The organism is Bradyrhizobium sp. CCGB12 (assembly GCF_024199845.1).
In the GTDB taxonomy this organism is placed as follows: Bacteria; Pseudomonadota; Alphaproteobacteria; order Rhizobiales; family Xanthobacteraceae; genus Bradyrhizobium.
Window position 1 is genome coordinate 3,417,544 of sequence record NZ_JANADO010000001.1, and the last position, 23,240, is coordinate 3,440,783.

At 64.5% G+C, this 23,240-nt stretch carries 19 protein-coding genes and 1 tRNA gene; 6 read left to right on the forward strand and 14 right to left on the reverse strand.

The window, feature by feature from the left end:
* Positions 1-61 precede the first annotated feature (61 nt).
* The 7 genes from NLM27_RS16465 to NLM27_RS16495 all read right to left on the reverse strand — a co-directional run bounded on the left by NLM27_RS16465 (position 62) and on the right by NLM27_RS16495 (position 7,088).
* Positions 62-135: transfer RNA gene (locus NLM27_RS16465), tRNA-Gln, on the reverse strand.
* Between the two features lie 249 nt (positions 136-384).
* On the reverse strand, positions 385-1,356 hold the full coding sequence (locus tag NLM27_RS16470; protein WP_254144301.1) for a tripartite tricarboxylate transporter substrate binding protein: 972 nt from the start codon (positions 1,354-1,356) through the stop codon (positions 385-387).
* A gap of 62 nt (positions 1,357-1,418) precedes the next feature.
* Positions 1,419-2,549 (reverse strand): iron-containing alcohol dehydrogenase, encoded by a 1,131-nt coding sequence (locus NLM27_RS16475; RefSeq protein ID WP_254148843.1) that lies wholly within the window; start codon positions 2,547-2,549, stop codon positions 1,419-1,421.
* A gap of 14 nt (positions 2,550-2,563) precedes the next feature.
* Entirely contained in the window at positions 2,564-3,601 is a 1,038-nt protein-coding gene (pdxA, locus tag NLM27_RS16480) for a 4-hydroxythreonine-4-phosphate dehydrogenase PdxA (protein ID WP_254144302.1), read from the reverse strand.
* A complete protein-coding gene (locus NLM27_RS16485) occupies positions 3,598-4,704 on the reverse strand; it encodes a four-carbon acid sugar kinase family protein (protein ID WP_254144303.1) in 1,107 nt (368 codons plus the stop codon). Before NLM27_RS16485 ends, pdxA begins: the two co-directional genes overlap by 4 nt.
* Positions 4,701-6,146 (reverse strand): FAD-binding oxidoreductase, encoded by a 1,446-nt coding sequence (locus NLM27_RS16490; RefSeq protein WP_254144304.1) that lies wholly within the window; start codon positions 6,144-6,146, stop codon positions 4,701-4,703. The genes NLM27_RS16485 and NLM27_RS16490 overlap by 4 nt, the downstream gene beginning before the upstream one ends.
* A 21-nt stretch (positions 6,147-6,167) precedes the next feature.
* Positions 6,168-7,088, reverse strand: coding sequence for a dihydrodipicolinate synthase family protein (locus NLM27_RS16495; RefSeq protein ID WP_254144305.1), 921 nt, complete (start codon positions 7,086-7,088; stop codon positions 6,168-6,170).
* A 122-nt stretch (positions 7,089-7,210) separates the two neighbouring features.
* Between NLM27_RS16495 and NLM27_RS16500 the strand changes: the two genes are divergently transcribed.
* The gene (locus NLM27_RS16500; protein WP_254144306.1) at positions 7,211-8,044 is read left to right on the forward strand and encodes an IclR family transcriptional regulator; all 834 of its coding nucleotides are present in this window, start codon (positions 7,211-7,213) and stop codon (positions 8,042-8,044) included.
* Between the two features lie 147 nt (positions 8,045-8,191).
* Positions 8,192-8,923, forward strand: coding sequence for a DUF3750 domain-containing protein (locus NLM27_RS16505; protein WP_254144307.1), 732 nt, complete (start codon positions 8,192-8,194; stop codon positions 8,921-8,923).
* A gap of 22 nt (positions 8,924-8,945) precedes the next feature.
* Here the strand turns inward: NLM27_RS16505 and rnz are convergent, their stop codons facing one another.
* The 5 genes from rnz to NLM27_RS16530 all read right to left on the reverse strand — a co-directional run bounded on the left by rnz (position 8,946) and on the right by NLM27_RS16530 (position 14,594).
* On the reverse strand, positions 8,946-9,848 hold the full coding sequence (gene rnz, locus NLM27_RS16510; protein WP_254144308.1) for a ribonuclease Z: 903 nt from the start codon (positions 9,846-9,848) through the stop codon (positions 8,946-8,948).
* A gap of 30 nt (positions 9,849-9,878) precedes the next feature.
* Positions 9,879-10,862: an antibiotic biosynthesis monooxygenase gene (locus NLM27_RS16515; RefSeq protein WP_254144309.1), complete on the reverse strand. Its 984-nt coding sequence runs from the start codon at positions 10,860-10,862 to the stop codon at positions 9,879-9,881.
* 15 nt (positions 10,863-10,877) lie between these two features.
* Positions 10,878-12,275 carry a guanine deaminase gene (guaD, locus tag NLM27_RS16520; RefSeq protein WP_254144310.1) on the reverse strand — a complete coding sequence of 466 codons (1,398 nt, stop codon included), beginning with the start codon at positions 12,273-12,275 and terminating at the stop codon, positions 10,878-10,880.
* 15 nt (positions 12,276-12,290) lie between these two features.
* Positions 12,291-13,508, reverse strand: a complete 1,218-nt coding sequence (locus NLM27_RS16525; protein ID WP_254144311.1) for a multidrug effflux MFS transporter — start codon at positions 13,506-13,508, stop codon at positions 12,291-12,293.
* A gap of 312 nt (positions 13,509-13,820) precedes the next feature.
* A complete protein-coding gene (locus tag NLM27_RS16530; RefSeq protein WP_254144312.1) occupies positions 13,821-14,594 on the reverse strand; it encodes an alpha/beta fold hydrolase in 774 nt (257 codons plus the stop codon).
* A gap of 146 nt (positions 14,595-14,740) precedes the next feature.
* Here NLM27_RS16530 and NLM27_RS16535 point away from each other — a divergent pair, with 146 nt between their 5' ends.
* The 4 genes from NLM27_RS16535 to NLM27_RS16550 all read left to right on the forward strand — a co-directional run bounded on the left by NLM27_RS16535 (position 14,741) and on the right by NLM27_RS16550 (position 20,259).
* On the forward strand, positions 14,741-15,391 hold the full coding sequence (locus NLM27_RS16535; protein WP_254148844.1) for a GntR family transcriptional regulator: 651 nt from the start codon (positions 14,741-14,743) through the stop codon (positions 15,389-15,391).
* Complete coding sequence (locus NLM27_RS16540; protein ID WP_254144313.1) at positions 15,388-16,917, forward strand: aldehyde dehydrogenase; 1,530 nt, start codon at positions 15,388-15,390, stop codon at positions 16,915-16,917. Before NLM27_RS16535 ends, NLM27_RS16540 begins: the two co-directional genes overlap by 4 nt.
* 181 nt (positions 16,918-17,098) lie before the next feature.
* A complete protein-coding gene (locus NLM27_RS16545; protein WP_254144314.1) occupies positions 17,099-18,466 on the forward strand; it encodes an MFS transporter in 1,368 nt (455 codons plus the stop codon).
* Between the two features lie 293 nt (positions 18,467-18,759).
* Positions 18,760-20,259, forward strand: coding sequence for an amidase (locus tag NLM27_RS16550; protein WP_254144315.1), 1,500 nt, complete (start codon positions 18,760-18,762; stop codon positions 20,257-20,259).
* 188 nt (positions 20,260-20,447) lie between these two features.
* On the opposite strand, the gene NLM27_RS16555 is transcribed toward NLM27_RS16550, so the two are convergent.
* Entirely contained in the window at positions 20,448-20,870 is a 423-nt protein-coding gene (locus tag NLM27_RS16555) for a hypothetical protein (protein ID WP_254144316.1), read from the reverse strand.
* 28 nt (positions 20,871-20,898) lie between these two features.
* Positions 20,899-23,142 carry a TonB-dependent receptor gene (locus NLM27_RS16560; RefSeq protein ID WP_256569982.1) on the reverse strand — a complete coding sequence of 748 codons (2,244 nt, stop codon included), beginning with the start codon at positions 23,140-23,142 and terminating at the stop codon, positions 20,899-20,901.
* Positions 23,143-23,240 lie beyond the last annotated feature (98 nt).

A 23,240-nucleotide genomic window follows, 5' to 3' on the forward strand; every position in this document is an offset into this window, starting at 1 on the left:
TCGGCAAGGGAAGTGTGCCGAGGCGAAAAACCCAAAGATGCTCAGGTATGTAGCGGGCCTTTGGCTGGGGAACCTGGATTCGAACCAAGACAAACAGAGTCAGAGTCTGTTGTGCTACCGTTACACCATTCCCCAACGGAATAGTCGAACAAATTCAATGACTTGCTGATTTGCTCGACTGTCACCGGAAGCGCGTTTAGCGCAAATCACGGCTCAGGCGTGGCAGGGTTCTACCCGCTCGTCCCCGGGCTGGCAAGCGCTGCGGTGGATGGATGCTGCTTCCTCAACAGTGGGAGCAGGACCCAGCCATTCGTCCGCTTCGCCGGTCGAGCCGGGAAGCGTTCCGCAGACGTCTCGAACGCCTGGAGACCGCGACCTTGGCGGCTACTCCAGCTTGATGTTCGCGGCCTCGATCACCTTCTTCCACCGTGCCGTCTCGGCAGTGATGTAGGCCGCAAACGGTTCGGAATCCAACGCGACCGCGGTGGCACCGAGTTCGGCCATCTTCTGCACCGTGTCCGGCTGCTGCATGAAGGCGCGGATCTCGGCCGAGAGCTTTTCGACGATCGGTTTCGGCGTGCCTGATGGCACGAAGAAGCCATGCCAGGCCACGGCCTCGAAGCCCGGCAGGAATTCGGCGACGGCGGGAGCTTCGGGATCGAAGGCAGCCCGCTTCGGCGTCGCCGTCGCGAGCAGTGCGAGCGCGCCGGTCTTCACCTGCGGCAGCAGCAGCGGCACGTTGTCGAAGGCGAGATCGATCTGGCCGCTCAACAGATCCGTCAGCATTTGGCTGGACCCCTTGTAGGGCACGTGCACCATCTTGGTCCCGGTCATCTGCTGGAACAGCTCGCCAGCGAGATGCTGCGAGGTGCCGACGCCGGCCGAGCCGAACGAGACCTTGTCCGGATTCGCCTTCAGATAGGCGATCAGCTCCGGCACTGTGCGCGCCTTGATCTTGTTGGGGTTCACGACGAGCACGTTGGGCACGACGCTGATCTGGGCAACCGGCGCAAGATCTTTGTCCGGCTGGTAGCTGAGCTTCGGACCATAGAGTGACGGATTGATCGCGAGCGCGGACGTGCTGGCAACGCCGATCGTGATGCCATCAGGCGCCGACTTCGCCAGCCGCGTCACCCCGAGGATGGAGCCGGCGCCACCGACATTCTCGACCACGAACGGCTTGCCGAGCTTCGCCTGCAAATGGTTGGAGACCATGCGGGCGAAGATGTCGGCGGTACCGCCGGCAGCGAAGGGAACGATCACCGTCACCTGCTTGGACGGATAGCCGTCCTGGGCCTTTGCCGGTGAGGCCGCCAGCAGCATGAGTGAGGCAAGAACAAGCCACATCGATCTCATCGAAGTTTCCTCTGTTTTACATGTTGTTGATTTGCGTGTCGCGAGCGAGCGACGTGGAACGGCTAGAACGCGACCTCGTACATGTTCAGGATCGCATCCCGGCCGAGGTCGCGCGGATTGTTGTCGAGCAGGCGGCGAATGGCGTGCGCCTCATCGGCCATCACCCCGAGGTCGTCCCGGGGCACGCCGAGCGCCGACAGCCGCATTTCGATGCCGAGATCAGCACAGAATTTGTAGGTGGCGTCGAACACCAGCTTCGCATCGTCCTGCTCCGGCAATCCAAGCGCCCCGAGCACAGCGACAGTCTTCGCCTTCACGGCCGGCATGTTGAACGCCAGCGTGTGCGGGAAGATCACGGCGCAGGCCCGGCCATGGGCGATATGATGGCGCGTGCCGAGCGGATAGGCGACCGCATGACCGGCAGTGGTGTTCACAGGCCCCAGACAATAGCCGCCATAGAGCGAGGCCAGTGCCAGACCTGCACGCGCCTCGCGATCGTCGCCGTCGGCCACCGCGCGCTTGAGATACTGCCCGACCAGCCGCGCGCCCTCGAGCGCATAGAGGTCGATCGCGGGATGCGCCTTGCGGCTCGTATAGGCCTCGACGCAATGCGCCAACGCGTCGACGCCGGTCGCCGCGGTGATCTCCTTCGGCACCGTCATCGTCAGATCCGGATCGACGATGGCGATATCGGCCAGCATGAACCGGCTCTGCACCGCCTGCTTGTTCTGGCTGACAGGGTCGGTGACGAGGGCACGGGTGCCGGCCTCGCTGCCGGTCCCGGACGTGGTGGGGATCTGCATCAGTGCCATGCTGCGGCCCGCCACCTTCTCCGGCCCGACGATGTCGGCGAAGGCCACATCGCTCGTGCACATCACCGCGACCAGCTTGGCCAGATCCATCGCGCTGCCGCCGCCGAACCCGACGACGAGATCGGGCTTGGCTGCGCGTGCCATCGCGACCGCCTTGTCAAGGTTGGGCAGGTCCGGCTCCGGCTTCACGTCGCCGAACACCTTCACTGCGCCCGGCAGCGCCAGCGCGTCGACGCGGCGCGCGTTGAACGGGTCGGAGATCACCAATGGCCGTTTTGCGCCGATCCGCTCGGCGAAGCGTGCCGCAGCGGCAATCGTGCCGCAGCCGAATTCGAGGACGGTCGGACGAAGGATCTCGATGGGCGTGAAGGCGTTGGTCATCGTGCGTTCAGGTCTCATGACTTGGATGCGGAGGCGCCAGCGGCCAGCCGCTCGGCATAGTCGATGGCCTCGATCAGGCTGTGCTCGTTGGCGATGCCCTTGCCGGCGATATCGAAGGCGGTGCCGTGATCGACGGAGGTGCGGATGATCGGCAGACCCAGCGTGATGTTGACGCCGGAGAGCTCCTGCCAACGGCCGGTGGCAGGATCGACCTGGAAACCGAGCAGCTTGACGGGAATGTGGCCCTGATCGTGATACATCGCGACCGCGGCATCGTACTGGCCGGCGCGCAGCTTGACGAAGATGGTGTCGCCGGGCACCGGACCGACGACGTCGAGACCGTCGGCGACCGCCTTGGCAATCGTCGGCGTCGACACGTCGATGTCCTGCCGACCGAACAGACCGCCCTCACCGGCATGCGGATTGAGCGCGGCAATCGCGATCTTCGGGTTGGCAATGCCGAGCCGGCGCAGCGCGTCGTTGGTGAGGTCGATCACCTGGCGCAGGCGCTCCGGCGTCAGGCGTTTCGGCACGTCCTCCAGCGCGACATGGGTCGAGACATGGCTGACACGCATGTTGCCATGGGCGAGCAGCATCACCGAGCCACGCACGCCGGTGAGATGAGCAAGCATCTCGGTATGCCCAGGGAAATGATAGCCGGCCTTGTTGAGCGCTTCCTTGTTGAGCGGTGCCGTCACAATGGCGGAGGTCCGTCCTGACTGCGTCAGGCGCACGCCTTGCTCGATCGCCTTGTAGGCAAAGCGGCCACCGTCGGCGCTGAGGACACCTGGCTTGATCGGCTCGGCTTCGGCGTCGGCTTGGAGGAAGCACAGATTCGGCCAGTCGCGATCCTCGTTGCTGACCTCGGGGATGGCAATATCGGCGCCGAGCGCGGCCTTGGCCCCGGCGAGCGCCGCCCCGCTGCCGATGATCAGCAGGCGCAGATCGCCCTTTGCGATCCGGTCCCTCAGTCCGACGCAGGCCTTGATGATGATCTCCGGCCCGATCCCGGCGGGATCACCCATGGTGATGGCAAGATGACGAGAGGTCATGTCGGACTCCCCATATTGAGCAAATGATTGTCCCGGAGCAGATCGTGCCAGAGTTCGCTAGGCCCGAATGCACCGGACTTCGAGACGACGTCCGTTCCGGCCCACCGGCCGCCCTGCAGGATCGAGCGCGGCAATCCCGGCACGATGCGTCCCGTCACCTGAAGCGCATGCGCGCCGAGGGCAACGCATGCGGCCTTCAAGGTCTCTCCACCGGCAACGATCAATGTGCCAGGCGGTTCGAGCGCCGCGACCAGCGCCGTCATTTCGCGTGCGATCCGCCGCGCCGCCTCGGCGCGGGTCAGGCCCTCCGCGAGCGAGAACTTTACCAGCGCCACGCCATCATCGGCCAGCTTGCGCCCGACGAGCGCCGCGCCCTCGCCTTCCGCAAGCGCGACGGTCGCTGCGCCGCACGCGGCCAGCTGAGAAGCGGTCGCGGGCTGATCCGAGCCGAACAATCCCAGCACCGGCCGCTTCAATTGGCTCGGCGCATCGGCGCGGTGGCTGCGGGCGAGCGCGCCGGCCAGCCCGCCGCTGCCGCACCACAGCACCGGCCCAGGCATGCGCCGTCCCATCTCGACGACCCGGTCGAGGTCGATGTCGCTCTCGGCATCGAAGACCTGAACGCCGCCCTGCGACAGCGTATCAACCCCGCCTTGCTGCGCCCCAATGCCTTCCTGTCGCAACCGAGTCAGCAGATTGTCACCGACGCGATGCCACTCGCCTTGCACCGTGCGCGCAAATTGCTGGCCACCCACAGTGCGGCGCCCCTGATAGTCGAAGGCCGGCGCGACCACGCAGGTTGCCCAATCCCCGCCGCGCAGGCAGGCGCCGAGCTCGGCCGCCCACGCGCCACGAAGGAGGCTATCGACCTTCTTGTAGGCGATTGTCGCTCCACGGAGCTGCGGCGCCAGTCGTCCGACGATCTCGATGCCCTCGGCCTTGGATCGCTCGCGGGTCCCGCTATCGATCGCGAGGCTCGAAGCGGACGTCATCGCAGGCGCTTCCGGCCAGGTGACGTCGAACGGTCCGCTCAGGCCGACGAACTCCGCCGCGGTGTCGAGCGCACCGGTGAGATCGTCGGCGAGCAGGCGGACACTCGTCATTGTCGCACGCCTCTGGCCGCGAAGATCTTGCCCGGGTTCATCAGGCCGTTCGGGTCGAGCAATCGCTTGATATCGCGCATCAGATCGATGTCGAGCGGATCGGTGACGCGGGCGAGCCGGCCGCGATTGGTGATGCCGATGCCGTGCTCGGCACTGATCGCTCCGCCTTGCGCTGCAGTCTCATCGTCGACGATCTCGTTGATCTCCGCCACCAGCGCGGAGGTTGCAGCCGGATCCTGGCAACGCGCGCGGTCGATCAAGGCGATCACGTGGATGTTGCCGTCGCCGATATGGCCGTGCATCACCACGTTCGCATGCGGAACCGCGGCCTTGATCCGGGCTTCGACATTGGTCACGAAGGCCGCCTGGCGCTCCAGCGGCACCACGCTGTCGTGCGACACCACATAGCCGCTGCGCTTGTTGCCTTCAGACACGCTATGCCTGACAGCCCAGATCGCCTTTGCCTGGGCGAGGTTGGACGCGAGGATGACGTCCTCGGCGAGCCCCGCCTCCATCGCCTCCGCAAGCACCGTGGCCAGCGGCTCGTCGAGATCAATGCCGGCGAGCGTATCGGTCAGCTCGACGATCAGATACCATGGCGTCGTCAGCTCGAATGGAATGGCCACGTGCGGCACGGTGGCGGCAATGGCTTCGATCTGCGGGCGTGACATGATCTCGAGGCTGCCGAGGCGGTCACCGACCGCACCGCGCAGACGTTGCAGTATATCGAGCGCCTGCCCGACACCTTGCAATTTCAGCAGCGCCAGCGCCGAGCTGCGTGGCGGCGCAAACAATTTCAGCACCGCGGCAGTGATGATGCCCAGCGTACCCTCCGCGCCGATGAAGAGCTGCTTCAGAGCGTAGCCGGTGTTGTCCTTGCGCAGCGCGCGCAGGCCATTGAACACACGCCCGTCGGGCAGCACGACCTCAAGCCCGAGCACGAGATCGCGCGTCGGCCCATAGCGCAGCACGGCGGTGCCGCCGGCATTGGTCGAGATGTTGCCGCCGATCTGGCAGGAGCCCTCGGCGCCCAGGCTCAGGGGAAAATAACGGTCGACGCTGCGTGCTGCATTCTGCACCTCGGCGAGAATGCAGCCGGCTTCCACCGTGATCGTGTTGGCGAGCGCGCTGATGTCGCGCACGGCCCGCATGCGGTCGAGCCGGACCACAACATTGCCCGGGCCATCGTCAGGGGTCGCGGCCCCGCACATGCCGGTGTTGCCGCCCTGCGGTACGATGGCGAGGCGCCTGTCAGCGCAGCATTTGACGACGGAAGCGACCTCGGCGGTCGAGCCGGGCTTCACCACCGCAACCGCGCGGCCGTGATAACGCCCGCGCCAGTCCACGACATATGGCTCCTGATCAGGCCCGGATGCAAAGACGTGCTTGTCGCCGATGATCGCGGCGAGCCCGGCCAATGCATCCTGAAAGGAGTCGGACATCAGATCGCCTCGCCGTCCGGCCTAGAACGCGGCAGCGAACGCCGCGGCATTCGCGAGCAGCGTTTTCAGCTGGTCGGGCTGCAAGGACTCCAGCGGCGGTCGGAGACGCTGCCATCCGGCATGCTGCGTGCGATCGGCCGCCAGAGCCTTCAACGAAGCCATCTGCGGAAATTGCGAGACCAACTCGCGCGCCTTCACGATTCGCGCCTGCGCCGCCTTGAGTGCCGGATCGTCATCGCTGTCGCCAAAGTGCTTGAAGACATACGCAAGACTGCGCGCGACGACATTGGAAGTGGCGGTAATGCAGCCCGCCCCGCCCTTGCGCAGCAACGGCAGCATCAACGGATCCGCGCCGCCCAGGACAGCGAACCCGGGGAAGCGCTCCACCATCGCCGTCATGTTCGCGAAGTCGCCGGATGAATCCTTGATGCCGGTGAACGTCGCCGGATAGGCCTTGCGCAACCGCTCGATCAGCGCATGCGAGATCGGCTGCGCCGACATCTGCGGGTAGTGATAGAGGACGACCTTCAGACGCGCATCACCGATACGCTGCACCACTTCGCTGTAGGAGGCGTAGATGCCGTCATCGGTGACGTTCTTGTAGTAGAACGGCGGCAGCATCACCACGGTATCGACGCCGACCGAGAGCGCGTGACGCGTCAGGGCAATGGTCTCGGTGAGTGCGGCGACACCGGTGCCGGGGAGGAGCTGGCGCGGCGCGATGCCGGCGGCGACCACCGCTTCGAGCAGCGCCATCCGCTCCGCGACTGAGAAGGAGTTCGCTTCACCCGTGGTGCCGAGCATTGCGATGCCGTCGCAGCCTTCGTCCAGCAGATAGCGACAATGTGCGACGAAGCGCGCATGGTCGGGAGCAAGCTCGGCGTCGAGCGGCGTCAACGCGGCGGAGAACACGCCATGGGGGTGCAGCGATGATGTCGACAAAACTTCCTCCGATCGTCAAATCGATATTGTTCGGATTGCGAACATTTGTTATTAGATTGACCCGTCGTAAAATCAGCTTGCCGCCGCGTCAAGGGCGACATGTCATCGCGAGACATTCGATCATGGCCAAGGTCGAAAAGAAGGCCGCAAAGCGCGCATCGGAAACTAGCGCAAAGAATCCAAAGAATTACGTCGCCTCCGTCGGCAAGGCGTTCGCCGTGCTCAAGAGTTTCACCAGCGAGGCCTTCGAGTTGACCCTGAGTGAGATTGCCGCACGGGCCGACCTTGATCGCGGAACCGCGTTCCGCCTGATCCAGACCCTGGTCGAACTCGGCTATCTCCAGGCGGTGCCGCAGAGCCGCCGGTTCCGCCTCGGCGTCGCCTGTCTGGACCTCGGCTACTCCGTGCTGTCGCATGGATCGCTGCGGCCGATTGTCGAGCCGCTGCTGCGCGGCCTCGTGCCGGATGTCGGCGATGCGGCCTCGCTCGGCATCCTCGACGGCGGCGACGTGGTCTATCTCGCGCGCATCGGCGCCGGCCTCGACCGTCACAAGATGGATCGCCGGCCCGGCACGCGCATTCCCGCCTACAGCGCCGCGCTCGGCCATGTCATGCTGGCGCATCTGGCGCGGGACGAGCAGATCGCGCGGCTGGAGGCACGGCCCCGCGTCAAACTGTCGGAGCGAACACTCACCGATCTCGACGCCCTGCTCGCCCGGCTCGATCAGGTGAAGAAGAAGGGTCATGCCGTCTCCGACGGCGAGAACGCCTACGGCCTGCGCACGCTGGCAACGCCGATCTTCGATGCCCAGGGCATCGTAATCGGCGGGTTGAGCGTCACGATCGATGCGACGCGCATGGACATGTCCGCTTTTCGCGATGAGGCGCTGCCAAAGCTCATGCAGGTGACGAGGCAGGTGCAGGATATCGCGATCAAGTCGGGTTTGACGAGCTGAACGCGGTCGCGAGGACATGATCGGCACGACTGCGCGCCTGATCGCAGGCTGATGATCTGCGCTATTCGAACATCATTGTGAAAGGGCTTTCGAGACCTATATCGTCAAGGCGCCCTGCCGAAACCTGATCTTCCCTTGAGAAAATCCGTGGTCACATTTCTTCTGCTGGTCTTCGTGCCGATCGGGATTTCGGCCGTCCGATATCTCTGGCTCGGGGATGGACGCGGCAATTGGCAGACCGCGGACCGTTCCAGCGCCGGCCTGCTGCCTCCTGCCGTCTCGCATCCGGACGCCCTGATCCGGGTCTACGCTGCGCGAACGGTCCGGTGGCGCAGCATATTCGCCGTCCACACCTGGATCGTCGTCAAGGAGAAGGACGTAGCCAGCTACAGTCGTTATGACTATACGGCGTGGGGGGAACCGATCCGGAGCAATGGCTTCGTCCCCGACGGCCGCTGGTTCGGAGCCTTGCCGGAGACAGTCGTCGCCATCGACGGCGCGAAGGCTGAAACGCTGATTCCGAAGATCCGAGATGTCGTGGAGAACTACAGATTTCGAACCTACGGCGATTACAGCGCTTGGCCGGGTCCGAATTCGAACACCTTCGTCCAGGCCGCTCTGGACGCCGTGCCAGAACTTCACGCGGTTCTACCACCGACCGCCATCGGCAAGGACTATCCCTATTCCGGACGATGGATCGGGTTGACGGCCTCTCGCACCGGCTTCTATGCCTCGCTCTCCGGCTACCTCGGTCTCACACTTGGCTGGGTCGAAGGTCTTGAGATCAACTTCTTCGGCGCCGTGCTTGGCTTCGACGTTCGGCGCCCCGCCGTCAAGCTGCCCGGTATCGGCCGTCTCGGTGTTGCTGCCGGCCTCTAAGGCCTGCCGCGATGACGGCTCGCTAGACGACGATGTGATCGAAGTCAGCTGCTATTCGACTGTTCGGAAAGATCCCGGCTGCTTCCGCAAGGACCTCATCGTCCTCATAGCGGCCCGACTGATGCGTGAGCACGAGCTGCCCGATATTGTTTGCCGCAGCAAACGCAGCCGCATCGCGCGCAGTGAGGTGGCCATAGTCCCGCGCGGTCGATGCGTCGCGATCGAGGAATGTCGCCTCGATCACCAGCAGGTCGGCGTCAGCGGCGTATTTGGCGAGGTCCTCGGTGGTCTCGGTGTCGCCGATCACGACGAGCTTGCTGCCGCCGCTCGGCGGCCCCAGGACCTCTTCCGGATCGATCGTTCGGCCGGCGATCACGACCGATCGTCCTGCGGCCAGTTCTCCGCGCATGGGACCGTCGGGGACGCCAAGGGTCGCGAGGCGATCGGACAAGAGACGGCGACGTGCGGGACTCCTAAAGGCGAAGCCAAAACTGTCGGTGTCGCGATGGCGGACCGGAAAGCAGTCGATGGTGAAGTCGCCGGCGTCGATGACCTGTCCTTCGGTCAGCGGCGCGAACGCGACTGCGATCGGCGCCCTGCCCGCGCCCCAGAGGCCTGCGAGCATGCGAACGACGAGGTCAAGCGTGCCCTGCCCTCCATGGAGGGTCATCGTGTCGGCGTTCTGCCGCAAACCCAGCGTTGAAAAGAGACCGGGGATGCCGAGCACGTGATCGAGATGAGCATGGGTCAGCAGGATGCGGTCGAGCCGCCGAAAGCCGGCACCACTGCGCAGCAACTGGCGCTGCGTACCCTCGCCGCAGTCGACCAGGATACGCTTACCCGCCGCCTCCACCAGGAGCGCCGGATGGTTGCGCTCCACTGAGGGAACGCTTGCCGAGGTTCCGAGAAATGTCAGCGCGAACATTGTCGTCACGTGTCCAGCGGTGGACTGGTCTCACCGTCCCCAATGCCACGCAAGCAGCACCGCGTACAGGCCCATCGACGCCGCATAGAGCGCGGCAAGGAGTGCGTATCCCGCGATCTGGCGGCTGATCGTCGCCTTCGGCGTCACCCACCAGTCGAGCACCCTGAAGGCGGCGGGCACCAGCCACCAGCCGAGCAGCTGCGTGCTCACGAGATTGCCGACGAACAACGACAGCCAGACCGGCACGCCGTGGCTGTCGATCAAGGGGGCGCTGATGAAATAGCCCCAGAGATAGACTACGGGATAAAGCACCAGGAGAACGATGAGGTTGCTCTTCCAGATCAGGCCCGGGCCCTGCTCCGCAGCCTGCGCCTTGCCGGCCGGGAACCAGAAATTGAAACCATAGCTCGCTCGCTTCACGTTTATGCCGGCGTTGAAGGGCGCACCTTCCTCCAACAGGGTCTGCCGCAACGGTGAGTCCAGCCATGCATTGAGGTTGGCATCCGAGTCGAACGACAGGATGACGATCCATTCGTCGTGCAGGCCCGGCATCGGTCGCTCGATCTTGTGGCGCAAAAATCCCTTGAACTCGGCTTCCGCGGCCTGAATGCGCTGCTGCCATTTGAGGAACGCATCCTCGAGTCCGTCCGGGACCTCGAAGGAGATGACGGCCGACACCGCATTGTCGCGCTGAACGCCGGTGTCGGGCAGGATATGAACATCCTCCGAGCCGACGAAGAAGCGCTGCACCTCTGCGATAAGTCGCGCCCGCACCTCGCTCTGGAGCCAGGCGCGTGCCGCAGCCGGGCTCGCGAAACGCAGGATCGTCACCCAGTCGACATGCGCCGGCGGTTGCGGCGGCACCACCTCCTGGCTGAGAAAACCAGGCCATGCCTTGAGCACCTCGCCGACCTCGCCGTTCCACCGCGCGAACGCAGCAAAGCCGTCGTCAGTGATGCGGCGCTGGATGACGAGAGCGACCGGCTGGCTGGCCGCATCGGGAGTTGCGCTCATTGGCCGCCGTCCGCTTCAGTTCTTCTTGTAGAGACGCTTGCCCATCACCCAGGTCTCGTCGACGCAGCGGTCGTCGCCGACCATCATGACGGCAAACAGCATGCTTGCGGCCTCGTCCATCGTGCGCGGCCCGGCGCCGTCGGCGATCAACGACTGATGCCAGGACTGCGCGATCTGCCCGCCGTTCGGATCGAGCGCGACGAAATCGGCTTCCTTGCCAAGCTCGAAATTGCCGAGCTTGTCGTCGATATAGAGGCCTTCGGCGCCGCCGAGCGTGATCGACCAGAAGCCGCGATAGGGCGAGAGCTTGTTGCGCTCGGCTTCCGCGAGATCCTTGCGCGTGGGATCGATGCTGCCGTCGAGCAGCGTGTTGTTGCACATGCCGACCTTGTAGGCGTCGTCGAGCACCGAGATCATCGAGAAGCGGTTGCCGCCGCCGACATCGGTGCCAAACGACATCTTCACGCGATGCTCGGGATCGGTGGCGCGGCCGAGCCGGAACAGGCCGCTGCCGAGGAACAGGTTTGAGCACGGGCAGAACACCACCGCCGCGCCTTTCTTCGACATCCGGCGGAACTCGTTGTTCGACAGATAGACGCCGTGACCGCCGGAGAATTTCGGCCCGACCAGGTCGAACTTCTCGTAGACGCCGAGATAGTCCTGGCAGTCCGGATGTTCGACGAGGACGCCACTGCATTCGGCCGGGTTCTCGGAGATGTGGGTGTTGACCCAGCAGTCCGGATGGTCGTGCTTGAGGCGCTGACACGCCTTCAGCAATTCCGGCGAGGCGCCGAAGGCAAAGCGCGGCGTGATGGCGTAGAGGTTGCGGCCCCTGTTGTGGTACTGCGCGATCAGCCTCTTGCTGTCGCGATAAAAATTCTCCGGCGTATCGATGAAATCAGCCGGCGCGTTGCGATCGATGCCGGTGAGACCCGCGATGACGCGCATGTTGCGGCGGGCCGCTTCCTCGAACAACTCTTCGGTCGAGACCGGCGAGGAGCTCGTGAAGGCCTGGCAGGTCGTGGTGCCGGAGGCGAGCAGCGCGTCGAGGAAACGCTTGACGCCCTCGCGCGCGTAGTTGCGATCCCGGTATTTGAGCTCTTCCGGATAGACCCACTTCTGCAGCCACGGCAGGAGCTGCTCACCATAGGCCCCCAGCACGCGGGTCTGCGGCAGATGGATGTGACCGTCGATGAAGCCGGGGACGATGATACGGTCCTTGATACGAGTTACCTCCACGCCCGGATGCGCGGCGGCGATCTTGTCGTAGGGACCGAAGGCCTTGATAACGCCGTCGGTGACGACCATGAGGCCGTCCTGGTGAAAGCGCGCGGCCGCCTGCTCGTTGCCTATGTGCTTCCAGGGATCGTCGACGAAGTCGAAGAACGTGCCGCGAATGCCGACGGTGGTCATGACGAGGTTCCTTCCTTAAGTCTGTGTGGCGTGGCGCGCCGAAGGCAGCGAGATCGCAAGCAGCGTGCCGGCGACGGCGCAGAGACCGAGATAGAGCCATCCGAGCGGGGCCTGCGTCGCTTCGGGCAGCACCGCCGCGATCGCCATGGCGCCGCTGACCGCGAGATAGCAGAGCGCGCTGATGAGGCCGCCGATCAGGCCGTGGTCGCGCTCGAACAGGCCGAGCGCCATGCCGTACATCATCGGGCACAGCACGCCGCAGCCGCCGAGCACCAGCGCGCCGCCGATCGTGATCGATGCAAAATCGAGACCGAGGGTCATGCCTGTTACGGTCAGGACGGCGGAGCCCATGACAAACAGCGCAAAGGCGCCGAAGCCCATCGTGCGGGCCGGCATGAAGCGCGCGAAATGCGCGCAGCCGAGCTCGCCGGCGAGATTCACCCCGCCAAGGCCGAGCGCAACGAGGCCGTAGATCGCCGCGGAGTAACCAAGGCCGGTCTGGTAGAAGAACGGCGCGACGACGCCGAACGCCAGCTGCGCGCTTGCGGCGGCAGCAAAGACCAGCACAAAGGCGAGGAAGCCGGGGCGGACAATCGCCTCGCGCAGAATGCCGGCGGCGCGGCGCGGATCGAAAGGCGCGCGCCGCTCGGCCGGCAACGTTTCGGGCAGGAACAGCACGACGATCGCAGCGACGATTGCCGCGGCAATCGCAATGACGACGAACACGCCGCGCCAGGACGTCAGCTCGACGATGAAGCCGCCCGCGGCCGGTGCCAACACGGGCGCGAGACCCCAGGCCGCGCCAAGCAGGCCGGAAATCGCGGTGAGCTCGCGTCCACGATAACAGTCGGCTCCGACGGCATAGGCGACGACGAGACAGGTGCAGCCGCCGACGCCTTGCAGGAAACGCAACGCGAGCAGCAGCGTCGCGCTGGTGGCCAGCGCACAGGCAATGCTCATCGCGATGAGAACCGACAGGCCCGCGAGCAGGACGTTGCGGCGGCCGAGTGTGTCGGAGGCGATGCCGACCGGCACCAGCGCGAGAGACATGCCGAGCATGTAGGCGGTGACGGTGTTCTGCATCGAGGCCGCGTCAGTGGCGAGATCCACCACCATCTGCGGCAGGCCGGGCGTATAGGCGTCGAGCGGAATCTGGCTGAACGGCACGACGCACAGCAGGATCGGCACGATCCACCGCTTCGCGCGATCGGCGTCCGACGCAATTGCAGTCATGGCTCACGCCCCCTCGACGCCCGCCGGCCCCGTCTTTTCGTGCACGCAATGAGACACGATGCAGGTTGCAGGTCTTGACGCGCGGAACGTGCCAGAACTGTGTGTAAAAACTCTTAGGAGGTCCCGTTTGGGTACGGAGTCCGGCGGCTGATGCTCAGGCTCCGCGGGCGCTCAAACAAAAAATGCGAAAACAACCCCATGCACAGTACAAATCATTGAAGAATTCCGCGCCGCATGGGCGCGCCCTCCGGGCAGGCATTAACCGCCCGGAAGGCATGGCAATTCGATCGCAAGCCGGCCGCCCGAGTGGGCTCAACGCAAGAAGCCCTCGATAGCGCCGAGAAACTGCTCCGGTGATTGCAGCTGTGGCACGTGCGCGCATCCCGAAATGATCTTGAGTTCGGCGCGCGGCAGACCTGCAGCGAGCTCGTGTGACATCGGCGGTGGCGTCGCCTCGTCGTGTTCGCCGACCATGACGAGCACCGGCACATCCAAGCCGGCAAGCTCGGCACGAAGATCAAGTCCAGCCAATGCATCGCACGCGGCGCGAAACACATCCGGGTCCGTTCTCAGAAAAGCTTCACGGCGTCCCCGCATCAGCTCCGGGTGCTGCGCCTGAAATTCGGGCGCGAACAGGCGGCGCATCGCAACATCGGTGATGGCCTCCAGTCCCTTCTCGCGCGAGATCTTCGCCATGTTGCGGAACGCCTCGCGGCCGGGCTCGGAAAAAGCTGCGCCGCAATCGGCAAGAATGAGCCGGCTGGCAACTCCCGGATGACGGATCACCATCTGCAAGGCGACGAAGCCGCCATAGCCATTGCCGAGCACGATCGACGGCGCGCCGCCGGCGGCATCATGCACAGCCTCTGCCATCCGGTCCGCGACGGCGGCAAGCCCGCCTTCCACTGCGCCTGAGCGGCCGAACCCCGGCAGCTCCGGCACGATGGTCCGAAACGATCCCGCAAGCTCCGGCACGATCGCATCGAAGCTCGCCCGATCCGACAGCAGCGAATGAAAGAGAAAGAGCGGCGGCCCCTCGCCCGATTGCGCGGCGTTGACGGTCCCGTTGGCAAGAAGCCTGTCCATGTCCGGTCTTTCCCTCACTTCGGCGGTCGTTCGCGTGCGCCTTAAAGGCCCTGACTGATAAATCAACTGTCAGGGAATTCAAGCATTTGGCTCTTGACGTGAAATATTACGACTGAGATATTAATACCAGGGAGACATGCAATATGATGCTTTTGCGCGAGAATATCTACGCTCGTCTCAGGTCTGATATTTTAGCTTGTCACTTCGCGCCAGGCGATGAAATGCGGGAGCAGGATCTGGCCGAGCGCTATTCGGTGAGCCGGCAGCCGGTTCGGGACGCCCTTTTGCGGCTCCAGCGCGAGCACCTCGTCACGGTGCAGCCGCGCCAGGGCTACCGGGTCACGCCGATCTCGCTCTCGGACGCCCGCGACCTCCTGCGCTTCCGTCTCGCGCTGGAGCCGGCCTGCGTCGCGGAGGCGATCGAGAGCGCACCCGACAGTGTCTTGAAGTCGCTCGACGAATTCCGCCGCTTCTCCGGCAACCACGAGGACTTCATCGCCTACAATCGCGGCTTCCACACCGCGCTGGCCCATGCGTCCGGTAATCGTCGCATGGCAACCGCGCTGTGCGACCTGATCGGCCAAGCCGACCGGCTGGTCCGCGTCAGCATCTCCAATCTGAAGGGCCACGACCCGGCGAAGCTCGTTGCCGAGCACGTTGCCCTGATCGACGCCATGCAGCAGCGCGAGGCGCGAACCGCCGCGCGCATCATCAAGGCCCATATCGGGGCCACCGAAAAACGCGTTCTGCCGGCGCTCAAGCGTAACGCCGTCATCGTGGAAGAGAGGTCGTCATGAACATCCCGTCAAAGCCCGCGTCGATCGACGTTGAAATCCACGGCAATTTTGTCGATGGGCGTGAAGTCGAAGCCGGAGCCGGCGCGATGCTGGACGTCCGCAACCCCGCCACCGGCGACGTGATCGCCCGCATCCCCAACTCCACCGCTGAAGACATCGACCGCGCGATGAAAAGCGCGCGGGCCGCGTTCGAAGGCAAGGCCTGGGGCGGCATGGACACGCGCGCGCGAGCCCGGCTGGTGAACAAGCTCGCCGACGCATTCGAGGCCAATCTCGACAGCCTGTACCGGCTGGAGACCCTCAACAACGGCCGCCCGGTCAACGAGACCCGCGCGCAGCTCTCCCGCCTGCCCGATTTTTTCCGCTACTTCGCCGGCCTCGCGTTGTCGCGCCGCGATTCCGTGATCCCCGTCGAAGGCGCATATCTCAACTACACGCTTCGTACCCCGATCGGCATCGTCGCCAATTGCACGCCGTTCAATCACCCGCTGATGATCCTGTGCAAGTCACTCGCCGTGGTGCTGGCGACCGGGTGCGTCACCGTGGTCAAGCCGTCCGAATACACGCCGCTCACGACCCTGAAGCTGGCACAGATCTTCACCGAAGCGGGCCTGCCGCCCGGCGTCTTCAACATCGTGCTGGGCCTCGGGCCGAGCGCCGGCAAGATGCTGGCCGAGCACGGCGACATCAACAAGCTTGTCCTGACCGGCGGCACCGAGGCAGGTCGCATCGCCGGCAGCGCAGCCGCAAAGGTGTTTGCGCATCAGACCATGGAGCTCGGCGGCAAGACGCCGGTGATGGTGTTCGACGATTTCGACGTCGACCGCGCCGTCAATTACGCCGCCTTCGGCGCCTTCATCGGCGCCGGACAGACCTGCGTCTGCGCCTCGCGCCATATCGTTCAGGCCTCGATCTACGACGAATTCGTCGAGAAACTGAAGGCGAAGACCCGCACGATCCGCATCGGCGATCCCTTCGATCCGAACACCCAACTAGGACCCGTGATCTCCGGCCGGCAGCGCGACCGCGTTCTCACCTATGCGCGTTACGGTCACGAAGACGGCGCGCGCCTCGTCACCGGCGGCGCTGCCGCCAAGGTGTCGGGCCATGATAACGGCTATTTCGTTGAGCCGACGGTCTTCGCCGACGTCACATCCGACATGCGCATCTTCCAGGAGGAAGTGTTCGGTCCCTTCACCTCGGTGACGCCGTTCAAGGACGAGGCCGATGCGCTGCGGCTCGCCAACGACTCGCCGTTCGGCCTGGCCGCAGCCATCCGCACCCGCGACGTCGCCCGCGCCCACCGTGTCGCCGCCTCGGTCAAGGCCGGCATCGTCTGGATCAACGATCATCACCGGCTCGACCCGGCCTCGCCCTGGGGTGGCGTCGACGATTCCGGCATCGGTCGCGAATGCGGCACCGAAAGCTTCGACGATCACTTCAACACCAAGAGCGTGATGGTCGCGACGCACGAGCAGCCGTTCGACTGGTATCGCGACACGGCCGGCCAGAAGCGACTGAACTAAAGCGCGATGAAATTGCGATGAATCGATGAAAGTCGAGGGTTCACCTCTCTCGCAAAAAGAGGTGAACCCCGACAGCCGACCGAGCCTGATTCCATCATGCTCCAACGAAAAGCTGCAAGCGGCAGGTCGCTCACAGAAGGCGGGCCGCACCAACCAGAATAACAGTCAAGGGAGAGCGTCAATGTCGACATCGGTGAACGCAGGCAGCCGTCTTGATCGGCTGCCGATCGGGCCATTCCATCGCCGCATCATGCTGCTGATCGGCATCGGCATGTTTTTCGATGGTTTCGACATCTATATCGCTGGGACCGTGCTCAGCGTCACGCTGAAGACCGGCTTTTCGACGCTCGCCCAGAACGCAGTTTTCATCTCCGCGACCTTCGTCGGCATGATGCTCGGATCGTTCGGCACCGGTTTCCTCGGCGACCGTTACGGACGCCGCTTCACCTATCAATTCAATTTGCTCCTTTTCGGCGTTGCTTCCCTAGCCGCGGCGTTCTCGCCGAACATGGCCTTCCTGATCGCCTGCCGCTTCGTGATGGGCGTCGGGCTCGGTGCGGAGAACGTCGTAGGCTATTCGACGATGACGGAGTTCGTGCCAGCGCGCACCCGCGGCAAATGGCTCGGCTTCACGACCGTATGCGTCGTCACCGGCCTGCCCGTGGCGCTGTTGGTCGCATCCGTGCTGGTGCCGCAATTCGGCTGGCGCTCGATGTTCGTGCTCGGCGGCGTCGGCGCGCTCGTGGTGTGGTACATGCGCAAGTCGTTGCCGGAATCCCCGCGCTGGCTCGAAGCGGTGGGACGCACCACCGAAGCGGAAGCGCTGATGCAGGCCATCGAGAAGGAGGCGGCGCAGGGCCAACCCCTGCCTGCTCCCGCGGCCACGACACCGGCCCCGGTCGCGGCCGATCTTAGCACGCTGTTCACCGCGCCTCTGCTGTCGCGGATGATCGTCGGCTCAATCTGCCTGATCACGATCAACACCCTGCTCTACGGCTTCGTGACCTGGCTGCCCGTGTTCTTCGTCAAACAGGGCCTCTCGATCGCGACCTCGTTCGGCTATTCGCTGCTGATGGCGCTCGGCGCGCCGATCGGTTCGGCCATCGGCGCGTTGACCGCTGACCGCTGGGGCCGCAAGCCGACCATCATCGGCGCCTCCCTGATCACGGTGGCTTTGGGCATCCTCTACCCCATGATCTCGGATCCGATCCTGCTGCCGGCTGTGGGCTTTGCGCTGACGGTGCCGATTTATGTCCTGGTCGCCCTTCTGTTCGGCATCTACATCCCAGAACTGTTTCCGACCGAAGTGCGCTTGCGCGCTTCCGGCATCGTCAACACGCTGGGGCGCGGCGCCACGATCGTCACGCCGTTCCTCGTCGTGTCGCTGTTCGAGTCGCGCGGCGTGGCAGGCGTGATGGCGCTGATGATCGGCCTGCTCGTGGTCCAGATCATCACAGTATGGGCCCTCGGCATCGAGCCGCGGCATCGCAGTCTCGAAGAGCTCAAGGCGGAGGAATCGGCTTCGCCGGTGCTGAAGGAAGCCTCCTGAGCCGAATGAGCTCGGCCTGCATGGTTCGAGACGCCCGCTTCGGCGGGCTCCTCACCATGAGGGTCTGACGTCTCTCCGCACAACGCGACTTCATCCTGAGGGCCCGCCATAGGCGGGCGTCTCGAAGGATGGGCCGCGCGAAAGCTCGTCGCCACGTTCCTCATGCGCCAGCCCCGCCCCGACCGGCGGGCAGATCTGGTTCCCGTTGCGCCGCCTCCTCATCCCGCTCCCGCCATTGCATGTTCGGCGCCTCGATCGGTTCGCCGGGACGATGAGATGCAAGGGAGCTCGTGATGACCGTAGACGCCGCTGACCTGAACTACGGCTCGATCGGCGCGCTGCTGGACGCCCTGCACGCGCGCAAAATATCTGCGTCGGAGTTGCTCGCGCATACGATTGCGCGCATCGAGGCTCTGGACGTACCGATCAACGCCATCATCGTTCGCGATTTCGATCGCGCAAGGGACGCCGCACGCGCCGCCGATGCCGCGCTTGGCCGCGGCGATCGACTGCCGCTGCTCGGCATCCCCGTCACCTTGAAGGAGCCGTTCAACGTCGCCGGCCTGCCGACCACGTGGGGCTTTCCGCAGTTCAAGGATTTTCGGCCGGCGGAAGATGCCCTTGTCGTCGCGCGGTTGAAGGCTGCCGGCGCCGTCATCATCGGCAAGACCAACATCCCGATCGGTCTGCGGGATTTCCAGAGTTACAACGAAATCTACGGAGCGACGAACAACCCGTGGGACCTCGGCCGGTCGCCCGGCGGCTCCTCCGGCGGATCAGGAGCGGCGCTGGCCGCGGGTTTCGGTCCGCTCTCGATCGGCTCGGATATCGGCGGCTCGATCCGGGTGCCCGCACACTTCTGCGGCGTATTCGGACACAAGCCGAGCCTCGGCCTGGTCCCGCTGCGCGGCTACAGCCTGCCGCCTGCACCGCCCGTCCCAGGCCAGGGCGATCTGGCTGTCGTTGGACCGATGACGCGAACCGCCCCGGACCTCGCTCTGTCGCTCGATGTGATTGCCGGCCCCGACGAGACGCGCGACGGTGTCGGCTACCGCCTTGCCCTGCCCGCCCCGCGCCACGACCAGCTCAGAAATTTCAGGATTCTCGTGATCGACACGCATCCGCTGATGCCGACTGGAGACGCCGTGCGCTCAGCCATCAGGCGATTGGCGGACCGGCTGGGCAAAGCGGGGGCGCGGGTCGCGCGTTCGAGCGCATCGCTGCCTGATCTCGCCGAATCCGCCCGGCTCTACATGAGGCTGTTGAACGGCGCGCGAAGTCCGCGCCTGACCCCGGCCGCCCTTGCAGACGCGCAGGGCCTTGCCGCCGCACTCCCACCCGATGACCGCAGCTTGCAGGCCGAACGCGCACGCGGCTGGGGCATGCTTCATCGCGAATGGCTCGCGGCTGACGCGGCGCGTCTGCAGCTGCAACAGAAATGGTACGAACTGTTCCGCGAGTTCGATGCGGTGATCTACCCCGCCGCCGCCGTGCCGGCCTTTCCACAGGACCAGTCCGAGCCGTTCGACGCACGGCAACTGGACATCGATGGAAAGCTCTACCCCTACGCCGATGCGTGCTTCATCTGGGCCGATCCCGCTTCGACCTGCGGTCTGCCGGCGACCGCCGTTCCGATCGAGCGCACGGCTTCTGGCCTTCCGGTCGGCGTGCAGATCATCGGTCCCTATCTCGAAGATCGCACGACGATTGCGCTAGCAGGGCTGATCGAGCGCGAGTTCGGCGGGTTCGTGCCGCCGCCGGCGCTGTCTTTCGCCCAATCCGGACGATCATGATCCGGCGCCAGCGGCGAATACGGGGAACGTCGATCGAAAGCAGCGAGAGGGCCGCCGGCAACAACACGAAACCCGCCGGCGGAAGTATTCCGCGCACAAGAAGAACGACACCAAGAGCAATACGAATTCCGCGCCGCCTTGGGATGCGCAGGCGTCGCTTCCCAATGCGCAGATATGACGGCGCCGCGTCAATTGCCTTCGACATCATCGGGCACGGCGAGGCCGGCGAGCGCGAGAGAAGCAAGACGTTCCGCCTCCTCGAGGGTCGCTGCGATACGAAAACGTATTCCCAACGCTGCAGCGAGCCCCTTGCCCTGCGCACGCTTGGCGAGCCGAGTCTCCATGTCCGGCTCCACGCTGAATATTCCAACGCATCTCTCGGCCAATCGCGCCTTGTTCGCCTTCAGAAACAGGGCCCGCAGTTTCTGGTCCTCGTGATCCTCCTGTTCGGCCGAGTTTGGAAACAGCAGGGCGAAAGCTGATCCCTGGCTCAACAAGGCGTCGAACTCCCTCACCCAGGTCGGGCCGTAACCGCGCGGCAGCTCGCGCCCGAACAAGACGACCAGCGGAAAGCGCGACACGTCATGCAGCGTGAATTCTTCAAGCTTCATCTTAATCCTCCGGAAGCAAGCAGCAGAACTAGAACCGCGACGTCGCGCCCAAGCCGACAATCCGCCCCTGCCCGACGCGGACCGACTGTACCGTTGGCCCAAAACTCTGGCCGAACGTCTCATAGCGCTCATCGAGCAGATTGTTGGCGAAGAGATAGGCTTCGAAGTTGCTCACCTTCCAACCCATCCGCCCGTTGACGACGCCGTAGGACGCAAGGTCGAAACTGTTGGCCACATCGGCGGCGCGCGCTCCGACGAATTGATAGTTTCCGCGGACGTAGAAATCTCCGTTCAAGCGGATCGCCGCGGCCGACACCTGGTATTGAAAGCCGACATTGGCCGTGACCGGCGCAACGTTCGGGACGCGCCCGCCGTTCTTTGCACCGGTGGTGCTCCCTGCGGGAACGTTGACGAGCTCGGCATGGGTCAGCCCGATGCCGCCGGACAGATCGAGGTTGGGAGCAACCCGCAAGGTGGCTTCGAGCTCTCCGCCCCAGGATTGGTAGTCGAGCGCGGCGATCGTGAACGACGCCGAAGGCACATCGAAAACCACCAGGTGTCCGTTCTTCACGTCGTTGAAGAAGGCAGCCCCGGTGAATTTCAAGCGGTGATCGAGGAGCTCGGATTTGAAGCCGGTCTCGTATGTCCAGCTCGTCGAGGCCGGGAACGGGACTTCCGGCTTCCCCAGGGGATTGTTGACCGAGTTCGCCGGAAAGCCACCGGTGACGTAGCCACGAGCAACGGTCGCGTAGGTCATGATCTCCGGCGCCCAGTCATAACTCAGACCGGTTCGTCCCGTGAGAAAATCATCGCTCAGCCTGAGGTCTTGGGCGTAGCTCGGGACCGTGCCGGGCGTGCCGACGCCGAGATAGCGGTAAGCCGCCGCCTTGTCTTCGTGCGTCGCGCGAAGCCCGACGGTGCCCTTCAACGCGCCCACCAGCGGCACGGTCACTTCGCCGAACCCGGCATAGCTGTTGGTGACAAAGCTATTGTCCCTTATCCCGGTCGCGCTCGCATAAGCGGGCGTGACCGACCGGGTTTCGCTGTTCAGATCGACCTCGGTTCGATAGAGGTTCAGACCTGTCGTCCAGCTGACGGCACTGCCCTGCGGGGCCGACAGCCGCAGCTCCTGGAGCCAGGTGCTCTCGCCAATCCTGACCTTGGCCAGGTCCGCACCGGGCGTGGAGAAGAAGGCAGCGGGCAAGCCGGTGAGCTTGGCGAAGACCAGCGAGTCGGTCAGGTCGGTGAGCTGGAACGAATTCGTCCGCTGAAAATTCGATACGGAGTCGAAAATCACCGGCCCGAAATCGTGCCTGACCTTCATATTGTAGTTCTGGCTCTCCCGGTCCACTTCATTGCGCGGATTGACCGCGCTGACGGGGAAGTCCGGCGCGCCGCGCAACAGCCAGCGCGGCATCGTATCGTCATCCTTGTTGTAGGATCCGCTGAACGTGACGGTCGTGCGGTCCGTCGGCTTGTACAGCAAGCTGCCGCGAAACGCCCCGATCTGCGTCGCGGCATCGTTACCGCCGAGCAGGACGTTGGGAACGTCGCCGTTGAAGTTCGCGTAACGCATGGCAACCCGGCCGGCGAGCACGTCGGAAATGAGAGGCGCATTCGCGATCAGCTCGCCAAGCGCGTATCCCCTGGTGCCGACTTCGCCCGTGAGCGAAAACGCGCGATCGAAAGTCGGCAGACGCGAGACGATGTTGACGGCACCGCCTTGCGAATTGCGACCGAACAACGTGCCTTGCGGTCCTCGCAACACCTCCACGCGCTCGGTGTCGAGAAGATTTGGCGCGATGCCGTAGACCGACTGCGGGGTATCGTCGATGTAGAAGACGACGGAGGTGTCGTCCGGCGACACCGGTGAGAACGACCCGACGCCGCGGATGTTGGCGAGATTGGAGGCCTGTCCGCCAAGATCGACGAAATTGAAATTAGGCACGCTCCGCGCAAGTTCGGCGTTGGAGCGGGTCTTCGACATATCCTCTAGTTTCGGGCCGGCTATCGTTGTCATGCTGACCGGCACTTCGGTTTCGACTTCTGGCCGTTTGCGGGCTGTCACCGTTGCAGCGACCGGGGCCGGCGGTCGCGGCGCAACCCGGGAACTGCTTCTCTTCTTCTTGGCCGGCACGGCAATGTGGACCGCCGGAAGCTCAACAGCTTGCTGCGCCAAGACACAGTCCACCGACAGACCAAATGCAGCCACGACAATTGCGGTTCGCGAAGCGCATCCGAGCCGACCACCACTCCCCACCCCGAACTCCATGCTTCCCAGTCCCCATCCAATTCCAAATACTGACTGGTTGACCAGTCAACACTGGCTGCTTGACCAGTCAAGATAAAATTCGTAAGCAATTTAGAATA